Annotated in this window: 12 protein-coding genes; 10 read left to right on the forward strand and 2 right to left on the reverse strand. The window is 30.8% G+C overall.

What is annotated here, in order from left to right; all coding sequences use genetic code 11:
* Positions 1-92: 92 nt before the first annotated feature.
* Positions 93-1,871 (forward strand): polysaccharide lyase 6 family protein, encoded by a 1,779-nt coding sequence (locus J8M14_RS19795; RefSeq protein WP_211076562.1) that lies wholly within the window; start codon positions 93-95, stop codon positions 1,869-1,871.
* 59 nt (positions 1,872-1,930) lie between these two features.
* On the opposite strand, the gene J8M14_RS19800 is transcribed toward J8M14_RS19795, so the two are convergent.
* A complete protein-coding gene (locus J8M14_RS19800) occupies positions 1,931-2,770 on the reverse strand; it encodes a hypothetical protein (RefSeq protein ID WP_211076563.1) in 840 nt (279 codons plus the stop codon).
* A gap of 189 nt (positions 2,771-2,959) precedes the next feature.
* On the opposite strand from J8M14_RS19800, the gene J8M14_RS19805 reads away from it, so the two are divergent.
* The 4 genes from J8M14_RS19805 (at position 2,960) to J8M14_RS19820 (ending at position 7,452) form a co-directional block, all read left to right on the forward strand.
* Positions 2,960-3,985 (forward strand): hypothetical protein, encoded by a 1,026-nt coding sequence (locus J8M14_RS19805; RefSeq protein WP_211076564.1) that lies wholly within the window; start codon positions 2,960-2,962, stop codon positions 3,983-3,985.
* Between the two features lie 115 nt (positions 3,986-4,100).
* A complete protein-coding gene (locus J8M14_RS19810) occupies positions 4,101-5,363 on the forward strand; it encodes a hypothetical protein (RefSeq protein WP_211076565.1) in 1,263 nt (420 codons plus the stop codon).
* Positions 5,364-5,483: 120 nt separating this feature from the next.
* A complete protein-coding gene (locus J8M14_RS19815) occupies positions 5,484-6,041 on the forward strand; it encodes an RNA polymerase sigma factor (protein ID WP_211076566.1) in 558 nt (185 codons plus the stop codon).
* A complete protein-coding gene (locus tag J8M14_RS19820) occupies positions 6,031-7,452 on the forward strand; it encodes a hypothetical protein (RefSeq protein WP_211076567.1) in 1,422 nt (473 codons plus the stop codon). The genes J8M14_RS19815 and J8M14_RS19820 overlap by 11 nt, the downstream gene beginning before the upstream one ends.
* A gap of 63 nt (positions 7,453-7,515) precedes the next feature.
* Here J8M14_RS19820 and J8M14_RS19825 read toward each other — a convergent pair whose 3' ends face one another.
* Complete coding sequence (locus J8M14_RS19825; RefSeq protein WP_211076568.1) at positions 7,516-8,181, reverse strand: hypothetical protein; 666 nt, start codon at positions 8,179-8,181, stop codon at positions 7,516-7,518.
* 170 nt (positions 8,182-8,351) lie between these two features.
* On the opposite strand from J8M14_RS19825, the gene J8M14_RS19830 reads away from it, so the two are divergent.
* The 5 genes from J8M14_RS19830 (at position 8,352) to J8M14_RS19850 (ending at position 12,816) form a co-directional block, all read left to right on the forward strand.
* The gene (locus tag J8M14_RS19830) at positions 8,352-9,320 is read left to right on the forward strand and encodes a hypothetical protein (RefSeq protein WP_211076569.1); all 969 of its coding nucleotides are present in this window, start codon (positions 8,352-8,354) and stop codon (positions 9,318-9,320) included.
* A gap of 161 nt (positions 9,321-9,481) precedes the next feature.
* Positions 9,482-10,345, forward strand: coding sequence for a sigma-70 family RNA polymerase sigma factor (locus tag J8M14_RS19835; protein ID WP_024772554.1), 864 nt, complete (start codon positions 9,482-9,484; stop codon positions 10,343-10,345).
* Positions 10,346-10,554: 209 nt separating this feature from the next.
* Positions 10,555-10,968 (forward strand): BLUF domain-containing protein, encoded by a 414-nt coding sequence (locus J8M14_RS19840; protein WP_211076570.1) that lies wholly within the window; start codon positions 10,555-10,557, stop codon positions 10,966-10,968.
* A 51-nt stretch (positions 10,969-11,019) separates the two neighbouring features.
* Positions 11,020-11,682: a ribulose-phosphate 3-epimerase gene (rpe, locus tag J8M14_RS19845; RefSeq protein ID WP_211076571.1), complete on the forward strand. Its 663-nt coding sequence runs from the start codon at positions 11,020-11,022 to the stop codon at positions 11,680-11,682.
* A 9-nt stretch (positions 11,683-11,691) separates the two neighbouring features.
* Positions 11,692-12,816: a helix-turn-helix domain-containing protein gene (locus J8M14_RS19850; RefSeq protein WP_211076572.1), complete on the forward strand. Its 1,125-nt coding sequence runs from the start codon at positions 11,692-11,694 to the stop codon at positions 12,814-12,816.
* Positions 12,817-12,825: the final 9 nt, after the last annotated feature.

Below are 12,825 nucleotides of genomic sequence, written 5' to 3' on the forward strand. Positions count from 1 at the left end.
AAAATATTGATTTTTCAAAAATGAATGGTATATTTGCTTGGTTAACCAAATTGGTTAACCAATTAAAACAGAAAAAGTAAAGTCCTAAAATCATGAAAAAAAAAGTAAGCAATTTTATGCTAACCTTAGCCTTCATAGCATTTTGCTACCAAGCATCTGCACAAACTGTAAATAATAATGCAGAACTACAAACAGCAATCACCAATGCATCTGCAGGAACGACCATTAGCCTAGCAAATGGAACTTGGACAGACATCATAATTAGCATAAATAAGACTGGCACCTCAGAAAACCCTATAACCATAAAAGCAGAAAATCCTGGTCAAGTATTTTTTGAAGGAAATTCCAGAGTAAGTATGGGTGGGGCTTATATAATTTTTGAAGGAATAATTTTTCAGAACCCATCTGGATTGGTAACAAGTAGCGACAGAATAGATCCAATTATAGAATTTAGAACTTCAAGCAGTAATGAATGCAACAATTGTACTGTAACTAATATAAAAATTGATGGTTATAACGGAACTATATCACAAGAAAAAGATACATTTAAGTGGATTATCGTTTATGGGCAGTTTAATGAAATTAGTTATAGTTCATTTATTGGTAAAAACGGTGTAGGCAGTATTATTAACGACAATAGAAATGCTACTTCTACCGAATTTGCGGAGCCAGACTTCACCAAAATTCATCATAACTATTTTGCAGATCGAACCCCTGTAAACAATGATATTAATGGTCTTAATGATCAGGATGCAATCAGAATTGGTAATAGTAGCACTTCACTTCATCCTTCTAACACCGAAGTATATGACAACTTTTTTAATAATTGGTCTGGAGAGGTAGAAATCATCTCTAATAAAAGTGGGGAGAATAAATATTATAATAATACCTTCAGAGATTATCAGGGAACCCTCACTCTTAGACACGGTAATAATTGTGAAGTATATAATAATTACTTTTTTGCTAATAACAATTCTTTTTCGGGAGGTGTCAGAGTTATTGGCGAAGGTCATAAAGTATACAATAATTATATAGAAGGAGTAAACTCTGATAAACCTGGCGGATCCAATTCCAATGCAACCGGTGGTATAAACATCTCTAATGGAAGATTAAATACAGCTCTTAATGGCTATTATCAAGTTAAGGATGCTGTTATTATCAACAATACATTTGTAAATTGTAATTACGCATTAAGAGTTGGAACTAAAGTTAAAAGTGACTTATCTCTAGCTCCTGAAAATGTTGTTGTTGCCAATAATATCATGCTCAACTCTAGTGACAGTGCATTACAGGAAGTAACATCACCAATCGGAACTTCTATATATGAAGGAAATATAACTCAAAACGGAAATTGGGACCTAACTAATGGAGTTAACAATAATCAAACGGTTAATTCCGGTTTGTTACAACCAGGAACAGATTTTTATCGATTAATTAACGGAAGTGATGCAATTGATTCCGGGATAGGAACATATTCTTTTTTAACAAAAGATATACTAGACGGAACAAGACCTACAAGTTATGATGCAGGCGCAGAAGAGTTTGAAGCCAATGGAACTAGGTTACCATATGTAATTGGAGATGTAGGTAAGAAAATAGGGTTTGGTGCTCCAGAATTTATATTGGGAATTGAAGACAACTCTTTAAGCAGTAAAGGCATTACTATATATCCTATACCAGTAAAAAACCAAAATCTTTTCATTAAAGCAAAAAACAATGTTGGTTTAGTCGAATTATATGATTTAAATGGAAGATTGCTTCTAAAGGAACAAATTAAACACACTAACGGTAACATAAACACTAAAAACCTAAACACAGGTGTTTATCTAATCAAAATTCAAAATACTTATGGGCGTTTTGTGATTCAGTAAATATAAAATCTAATATATAAAAATGCCTTCTGAACTAATTTAGAAGGCATTTTTTAGTTCTAAAAAAGTTGAAAAGCTATACCAATATTATGCGAACCAATATTTTTACTTTCATTATATTGTGTATCAAGCAATGTAGATTCATATAAATAACTAAGCACAAATTGTTTATACTTGTAACTACTCATAGCTCCCAAAACACGACCATCTTCAAAGTTAACTGAATTCAACCCCAAGAAAGTACCGAAACTTATAGAATTATTTTTATTAAACTTATACTCTATTTCGCTTTCTAAAAGAGCAGTAAAAAGAGGATTTTGATTAAATACTTCATAGTTTTGAAGCCGATCTGACTCATCAATATTCTCTATGGCAGACAATTTCTCTTGATAAGAACCAAACTCATAATTAAATATTGTTTTTAATCCGATTGGTCGAAACTCAAACTTGGAGGTTGAAACTCTATAATTCACTCCCCCGCTTAAACCCAAATTATAGAATTCATAATTTTCATTGAATCTAACAATAGTAGGATTATTATTTACATCAAATTCTTCTCCTTTAAATGTATATTTCCCATAAGATCCGCTAGCTCCATAAAATAAATTCCAATTTCTCTTGGTAAAAGATTGATATACATTAAATGACGCCATCGTCTTTTTATCTACTTGCTCTTGCCTAAACTGTTCGTGATTGGCAAAATCCAGGTTAATAGAACCATATACCGCTGAAGTATCTTCTCCATAATAAATAGGTTTTGCTACATAAGAATTAACAGAACCTACAGTGGCAGAAGTGAATTTTTTATTAAATACAGGTGCAATTCCACCACTACAGGAAATCAAAACTTGAGACACAATCCAACCCGCCAACAACCAAATCTTGAATACTTTTTTCATAATTAAATTGCTTTTATTGTTTAGTTCTCAAACTTAGCTTCAATCTCTAAATCCTACTCTCAAAAAACACAGAGATTGAAACTATTTTTTGCGATTATCACAAGATCTCTTCCTTCTTATTTAGAAAACTTAGACGCAACCATTTTTACACCTTCTGTCTATAAGGGTATAACAGTTAAAAATCAGAACATGAAAAAAATATTATGCCAGATTCTATTAATTACTCTTGCTTCTTGTGTAAATGAGCAATTTGACCTATTCGATAATATTGAAAAAATCGATGTTAATTCTAAGCTATATAATGATTTACAAAGCATAGCGGAAGACTCTGAAACAGTATGTCTAACTTTTATCTATCCTTTTAACATATACTTATATAACGAAAATGGAGAGATTGCAGAAAGTAAAATTGTATCAAATAATATAGAATTTATTGAGCTTTTGGGACGAATGCCTAATGAAAATGCAATAGGATTAAGCTATCCAATCTCTGGAACTACCGAAAAGGGAACTACCATTACCATTAATAATAATTTTCAATTGAAAGAGGCAATTGAAGGTTGTATTGAATCTCAAATCATAACCAATTGTAATAATATTTTAGAGGAGAATTGTATCTGGAAAATAAATTCATTAACAGAAAACGATAGGTATAACGAATCATTATTCGATTTTTACCCCAACGGAACTGGAATATTCTATGATCAAGGAAATGCATATAGAACATCTTGGATTGCACTATTCATAGAAAAAGAGTTACACATAAATATACATCTAGAAGATGATTCTGAAGCACCTCAAAATTGGAATTTTGATTGGAAAGCCAACATTGTTGATGAAAACTCAATTGAATTATTGCAAAACGATCAAAAATATCTAATAAGAAAAGAATGCAACATTGTGAATTCTTGTGATTATGTAGAATTCAAAGAATGCGAATTAGAAGGTTCTGAAAATATAGCTGAGTTTATTTTTGACAACTATACAGATTGTATAACCTCTTTCAGACAAGATATGGATCCAAATGAATTAGAATTATCGTTTCATAAAACGATTCTGGATGCAGAACAAGACACCCATAGACTAGACACTTCGGCTTACACAAATACTTTTAATCCCCAAATCATCTTTGTGAGAATCAAAAATTGGACTTCAGAAACATTTGAGATTATTAGAATCGTTTTAGTTGCCGAATCTTGTAATCAAACTGAATAAAAACAAAGCACCCATAACCAAACACATGAACACTCACGATTTATTTAACAATTTAAAAACGCAACCTTTTGCAAACCTCTAGTCTATTGGTTAAAACATTTTAAAACTAAAAACCATGAAAAAATTCTTATTAGTTTTCTTAGTCCTAATATCAGGGTGTACATCACCAGATAATACAGCCACAATTATACCTAATACGGATACTATTCTAACAATATTTGTAGAAAATGATGTAGTTTCTTTAGACAAGTATAGAATGTTTTATTCGGTTAAAGGGATAAATGGAGAAGACCTGGGATTTGGAGAACTTTTAAATTCTGATACTATAGAATTAAAGAACTTATCATATACAGGAGAAAAAATTGCAGTAACGATTTTCTCCGTATCTGAAAACACTATAAATACAATAAGAGTAAGGAGTTATCTTGATGTTTCATTAGGTAAATCAATTACATTATATAATAATATACCTTTCCAAGACTCAACCACAAGTCTTAAAATAAATAATTTTCCAACAGATTTTGATGAGATTATAATAGCACGATCCGGTCATTTTTCTCCAGCTAATTTCATATTTGAAGAACCAATATCATATCAATTCTTAGAAGTTCTTCCTTTTACTTGTATAACAACTAATTTATCTAATGATAAACCACAATATCAAACTTTGAATTTAGAAAGTAATAGTGATCAGATTATAGATCTAAATAACAATATTGCAATGGAAAATGAGCATACCATCACTTCTACAATTGAGTCTATAGGTAATTTGGAATATGCTATTCGTTTACACGGTCTACAAGATAATAACCTTACTTCTTTTAATGATTACGTACTATATAGAGATTTTGACCCTAAAATAGTATCTAATAAAATGGAAGTATATACTCCATCAGTATTCCAAGATTTTAAACTAATATTAACCGCCAAAAGTGACAATACAAGTTACATACAGCGTACGGTTGGAGAAATCCCCACAACATTCGATTTTATCAATCCACAAATTACTGTGAATAATAGTACTTTTGAGAATATGTCCATTTCATCAACAGGAAGCAATGTTTCATATATAAATTCTTTGTGGAAATGGAATCCAATAGATTCTAATGGAATCACTTGGGAAGTAATTTCTCCAGCATCTATAAATACTGATTATAGAATATATGAAATCCCTGATTTTATTTTGCAAGAAGTAGACTCTTTAAGAGATTCAGAACCTCTATCACTTATATCAGTATCATCAGTATATGCAGATGATTTAGAATATTCTCAGGTAATTGATAAATTATTTATTACACCATTTCGATATGGGACACCACAAACTACATCTTTATTTCCTAAAACTTTGGTAAAAAAAATAGATATTAATCAATTATAATGAAGTACAAAGAATTAACCTACTAAATTAATTGCGATATTCTTACTCATTTTACTGTTTTTATGAATCAGCCATATAATCTAAAAAAAACAGACTTAATAAATTAATATTTATGAAAGATTGGACGAAAAAAGATTAATTAAGGAGTGTCAAAAAAATAATCGCAAAGCGCAAAGTGAACTGTTTCATACCTATAAGGATAGACTTTTTGCTTTGTGCTTAAAGTATTGTAACAATTTTGATGAGGCGGAGGATAATCTGCAAGACTCTTTTTTGGCTATTTTAAAAAAAATAAATCAGTATAATTTTAAAGGTTCTTTTGAGGGTTGGATGAAAAAAATAACTATTCATAAAGCTATAGATAGGTATAAAAAAGACTTCGTAAAAAATATAGATTTAAAAGAAGAACTGATTCAAGATACTAACATCGATTACGAAGAATTTAATTTTTCTCTGGACGAACTCTTAAAATTAATACAAGAGCTTCCTTCTAAATATAGATTGGTTTTTAGTTTGTATGAATTGGACAATTATTCTCATAAAGAAATTGCAGAAATGCTACAGATATCCGAGGGAACATCAAAATCTAACCTGCATAGAGCAAAAGTTTTACTAAAAACAAAGGTAGTTTCTGTGTCTGCACATAAAAAAAAAACATTGATAAGTAATGGATACTAAAAAAGATATTGGAAAAGCTTTTCAGGAACGGTTAGAAGGTTTTGAAAAATCTCCAACTAAAACCTCTTGGGAAAATATTGAGGTCAAATTGGATAAAGAAAAAAATGATCGATTTACCTATTGGATCCCAATGAGCCTTGTCGGTATACTTTTTTTAGTACTATTAATCCAATCTATTAATTATCCATATAAAACCTCTCCACAAAAAACAACCACAGACTCAATTACCGACTCAGAATCACTAGAGGATAATAACAAAGAAGTAACAAAAGGCAAAGCTTCAAAAAAGATAGTACCAACTAAAGATTCATCAATAAAAAATCAGGAATCTTTAATCAACATAAAATCTAAAAAAATTACTTCGACTAACAAGGACAAAGAATCGGTATACAACAATACAAACTCGTCTTCCGACCAATTAAAAAATGTCATAAAATATAAACTTGCAGAAAAAAAGAATGATGTATCAAAACAAAAAGATGCAGAACACTTAAATTTCACTCAAAGCAGTTCAGCTTTTATTCAATCAGAGAAGATCATAAATAATCAAGATCGAAATAAATTAAAGTTAACTGATACTTCTAAGGCAAGTACTTATACTATTGCAAAAAATGATAATGTCAGAAATATTGATATTCTGCCAAGTTTTAATAAACCATCAGATACATTATTCAAGTCGCAAGAAAAAGACTCTATTATAGCAGCAAAAAAAGCTGAAATTATTGATTCCATTTCTTCAGTTCCAAAAAAGAACAAAACATTACAAAGATTTAGCATTGGAGCACATATCATTCCCGCTTACAATATTGTTCCTGCGGGATCTCTTATCAACAATGATCTTGCAAAAAACCCTAATCAAGGAAATATAAGTATAGGCTATGGTATTCTTTTTACTTCACATTTTGGGAATAGATTTTCCTCAAGAATTGGGTATAACAAAATAACATTAAAAAATGAGATTAAAAATATTGAAGCTAGCTCAACCACCGCAATCCTAGGAAGTATTGGAATTCAAACCACCCCAGAAATTAATGAAATTATAAATAATGCTGAGTTTATAGATCTTTCTCAAAAGATCAATTATCATGAGATTTCAATGGAAATGGGTTATGAATTGATAAATAAAAAAATAAAAACTTATGTAGTTGGTGGGGTTAGTCTGCTCATAGAGGAAAACACTAAAATTTCAATTATTGACCCTCAAAGCATTACGATAGGCAGTAATAACAAGATATCTAAGACAAATTTTAGTTTAAATTTTGGATCCAGCCTTCAATACAACGTATTCAAAAGCATTAATCTCTACATAGAACCAATGATTAAATACAATTTACAGAATGCTAGTAATAATTCAGAGAGTTATAATCCTCTATATTTTACTCTTCAAACTGGTTTTTCTTTTCAATTTTAATAAGAAGCAATAGTCACCAAAAATTATTTTTTTTGAAAATAATTTTTGGTGACTATTATAAAATCAACTCTTAAATTGCCAATTTATAAAAGGTAAAGATCTTTTAGAATTCCTATTCCACAAACCTAGCTGAATGCCTCGCTGATCATTACTTTTATTAAATAGTCCAATTTGCATACCCACCCCCATTTTTGTAATTTCATTTATTGCTCCAATCTGTATTCCTTTATAGTGATTTGCCATATTTCCTAAAGCAACAGAAAGTCCAATCCCTGCGTGCATCTCATTTTGCATGAATGCTATTGATATCCCAGAATGCTCCTCAATAGAATTTCCCATAAATGCAACTGCTATTCCATTCATTTTTTGCAAATATTGCCCCCCAACTGCACCTGAGAAACCATCTACTTTGATATACCTTAGACCTCCTCCGGATAGGTTAATTCCATAAACTTCTTCTATGATATACTTCTCTTCTACCCCTCCAGTTATATAAGATCTTGGAGCCATAAAATAAAGTAAACCTAATCCAGGAGCTTCTGCTCTTATGCCATAAGTTCTAGTTAAAGTCAGGTCTTTAAGAATTCCTTTTGGTAAAACACCAAGAGAAACTCCATAGATATCAGAATTTTTACTGTGATATGTCCAAACGGGAAAATATTCTTTTCGATCTTGTCCAAAGGATGATACATAAATCAATACCAAGATTACTATCAATTTTGTTTTCATTTTTATTGTTTTTAAAATTCCACAAGTCAAAACTATTGCGATAAAAACAAGTTAAAACGCAATTAGCACAATTGGATAATTATTTTTTTGCGATTTTCGCAAAAAATAGCTTAATTTTCTACCTTACTTTGCTTTGCACTTTTTTCAATTTACCAATCACTAAGCAAAAAATGGGGTCACAAAACTTTTTAGATTTAATCAAAAATTCGCTTCCTGATAAAGCTTCTTTAATAGAAGAAGTTGCTACAGTACTAGATATTAGCTATGACGCGGCTCATCGCAGAGTGAGTCAAAAAAGCAAATTATCTCTCGAAGAAGGAATTGCTCTTGCCAAATATTTTGGTATATCCATTGATCAATTATTCACTAATGAACAAGAACACATCGTAGCTGTAAAAAAGACTGCACCAGTTACAGATATGGATAGTTTGCTGGCATATTATATTAATTCCTATGAGTCTTTAAAACCGCTAATCAATAACAAAGAAGTAGAGATGATATATTCTGCCAAGGATCTTCCTATATTCTATACTTCTGATGATAATCTACTTTCTAAATTCAAAATGTATGTTTGGTTAAAAATCATGAATGAAGGGCTAAGTGATGTAAGCTTTACTGGTTTTAACCCTTCTTTATCACTTCTGGAAGCAGCAAAACGCCTCGGTAATATTTATAATGACCTTAACTCTATTGAGATTTGGGATATTACTACCATCAATAGTACATTAAAACAGATACATTTTTATTTTGAATCTAATGCCCTTACTCCAAAAGACGCTTTGGAAGTATGTAATGATCTTGAAGAATTAATTAATAAAATTGCAAAAAAAGTAGTTCATCAAAAAGATACTTTCAAATTATATTATAATGAATTACTCTTAATGAATAACAGAGTTTTGGTAAAAACTCCTTCTGAGCGATCATTATACGTTCCATTTACAATCCTATCTTACTATAGAACTAACGATGTTATCACTTGTGATCAAGCCGAAAAATTCCTAACAATTCAAATGAATGGCTCCAAACTTTTAAGCACAGTGGGCGAAAAGGAAAGGAATCTGTTTTTTAATAAAATATATAAGAAAATAGATGCTTTGAGATCTCTTATTACAGCAAAAAATATCCTGGAGTTTGAATAGTATGTAAGTACTTAGGTTACAATTCGACTAAATAATAAAAATCGCTGTGAAAAAGAAAAGTTAAAATTAAATTATCTTTTTTGTAACATTTCAGTAACACTTTACGTATAAGTAAATAAAAGCCCTAAATATTCACATATTAAATTTCAAGGACAAAATAGATGAGACAACTTAAGATTACGAAGCAGGTAACGAATCGTGAGACTGCATCGCTGGATAAGTATTTGCAAGAAATAGGAAAAGTAGATCTTATTACTGCAGATGAAGAAGTAGAATTAGCTCAGAGAATTAAGGCTGGTGATGAGAGAGCCCTTGAAAAATTAACAAAGGCAAACCTGCGATTTGTAGTATCTGTTGCAAAACAATATCAGAACCAAGGACTTACTCTTCCTGATTTGATTAATGAAGGTAACTTGGGATTAATAAAAGCGGCAAAACGTTTTGATGAGACTCGTGGATTTAAATTTATATCATACGCTGTATGGTGGATTCGTCAGTCTATTCTGCAAGCATTAGCAGAACAATCTCGTATTGTACGTTTACCATTAAATAAAATTGGATCTATAAACAAGATCAATAAAACATATGCTTTCCTAGAGCAATCTCATGAGCGCCCACCTAGTGCTGAAGAAATTGCTAAAGAGTTAGATATGACTATTAATGATGTAAAGGAGTCTATGAAAAACTCAGGACGTCATGTAAGTATGGATGCACCGCTTGTAGAAGGTGAAGATTCTAATCTTTATGATGTATTAAATTCTGGTGAGTCACCAAATCCTGATAGAACACTTTTACACGAATCATTAAGAACTGAAATCGAAAGAGCTCTAGAAACATTAACGCCAAGAGAGGCTGATGTAATTAGATTGTATTTTGGTCTTGGAGATCAACATCCAATGACTTTAGAGGAAATCGGAGAGACTTTTGACCTTACTCGTGAACGTGTAAGACAAATTAAAGAAAAAGCAATACGTAGATTAAAACATACATCTCGTAGTAAAATCTTAAAAACTTATTTAGGATAATTTTTATTTTTCCTAAATTGCGATTACAAACAGTTTTATAACATAACTGTTCGTTTTTTGATTGATGAATGACCTCCGGAGTGATTACCGGAGGTTTTTTCATGTAAATATTTCTTCTTTAACAATCTAATTATTACAGAAAATGCAATAAACTAGTCCAATGATTGAAAAAATCGTATTTTTATTGTACTAGCAAAATCAAAACAACCATGACCAATAGGCATACTATAACTTATGTAAGTACTGCTTCATCAGAATTGACTGATAACGACATCCTAGATTTAATGATTTTTGTCAAACTCCAAAATAATATAAATCAGATTATGGGAGTCTTGATTCATTCTGAAGGAAACTTTTTTCAAGTGCTACAAGGAGAAGAAGATGTTATCAAAAAATTGTTTGCTAAAATAAAACAAGATTCCAGACATTATAATGTAATTAAGATGATAGATAGAGAAACAAAGAACACTTCTTTTTCATCGTATCACTCTTCTTTTACTGTCATCAAAGATGGTTCTGGACATACAGAACTGCAAAAGTTTCTTGACAATGAAAAAATAAACAATCCTGAAAACTACAAAAGCATCTCTTACCTTGCTCAAAAATTTATGAAGCTCGCTTAAGATAGTTTTTAAAACTTTAATAGTATTTTTGCTGAAAACAACACAACTTTTATGGCTTCAAAATTAATTGCCCCTTCTGTATTAGCAGCGGATTTCGCTAATTTACAACGCGATGTAGAAATGATTAATAATAGTGATGCAGATTGGTTTCACATTGATATTATGGATGGAGTTTTTGTTCCTAATATTTCATTCGGTATGCCTGTGCTAAGAGACATCGTCAAACACGCTTCAAAAACTATCGATGTTCACCTTATGATTGTAGATCCTGATCGATATATTAAAACTTTTGCAGATCTTGGGAGCAACATTCTAACCGTTCATTATGAAGCATGTACACATCTGCATAGAACATTGCAAGCTATAAAAGCTGAAGGAATGAAAGCTGGTGTTGCTATTAATCCTCATACTAATGTAAGTTTATTAGAAGACACTATAAATGACATCGATTTGGTATGTATTATGAGTGTAAATCCAGGATTTGGGGGACAGTCTTTTATCGAAAATACTTATAAAAAAGTAAAACAACTAAAAGAAATCATTACTCGCAACAACGCCAGTACTATGATAGAGATTGACGGAGGGGTAACTAGCAAAAACGCACAGCAACTGGTTGAAGCTGGAGCTGATGTGCTGGTAGCTGGTAGTTTTGTTTTTAAAAGTGACAACCCTACTCAAACTATCAAAGAACTAAAGGAGATTGTGAATATGTAATATTTGATTATGCAAGGGAACCCAACACCGTCTTTTGATACCTGGACATCTATTTTCCTCCTGGTTAGTTCACTAGGGTTCTTCTTAAGTTTCATATTGAGCCTTAATAAAAATGGCAGGAAAATTAACTTGCCCATAATTTTACTTATACTGGGGTTTTCTTTTATCTTATTTCAGTATGTGTTTTTTTGGACAAATTATAGATTAACACATCCCTATCTCTATTTTTTTGACTCTAGCTGGTATTTAGCTTTTGGGCCTTTACTATATAGCTATGTTACACGTTTTTATAATAACACTTTCAGAGCAAAATGGCTTCATTTTGTTCCTGCAGTTTTGTCTTTTCTAATACTAGCCTACTATTTATTTAGATCCGATGGATTTCAAAATATTCAGGAATATAGAGAAGAAACCTTGTTTTACTTCTTTGGAGTTTCTAAATCGCCCTGGCCGGCAGCTATTTCGTTTATCATTTACTTAATTACCATAAAAGATTTTATTGCTTTTCATAAGACTAAAACTGCTTCACAATATGAACTGGTAAGAAAGAAGTGGTCCTCTACATTAATCAACTTATTCTCCATATTTTCTCTAGCTTATATTAGTTATTATGTTCTGGTGCAGTTTTCATTTTTCAATATACATTGGGATTATGCCATATCCTTCTCTATGAGTTTTGGTATATATGCTATAGGATATATGGTATATAAAGAACCATCTATTTTTAATGGTGAATTATTAAAAAACATATTTCTAAAGGAAGATAGCAATGGAAAACTGACCGAAACAACTAAAGACGAATTCTATAGAAAACTGATTTCACATATCAATACTAAAAAACCATATCTGAATAATGATTTAAGGTTGGTGCAACTAGCTGATGAAATTGGTTTCTCTAGCCATATGCTTTCTAAGCTAATCAACGAGAAAGCCAATAAGAATTTCAATCAGTTCATCAACGAATATAGACTAGAAGAAGCTAAAAAATTGCTTTTAGAAGATGCTGAAGCCAGTATAAAGACTATTTATTTTGATGTTGGGTTTAATAACAAAGCTACTTTTAACAATGCTTTTAAAAACAAATTTAAATGCACTCCTTCAGAATACAAAAAGAAAGTATTAGAGGTATCATAAAAAAGTAAA

Origin of the sequence: Aquimarina sp. MMG016 (assembly GCF_018100805.1) — a bacterium.
In the GTDB taxonomy this organism is placed as follows: Bacteria; Bacteroidota; Bacteroidia; order Flavobacteriales; family Flavobacteriaceae; genus Aquimarina.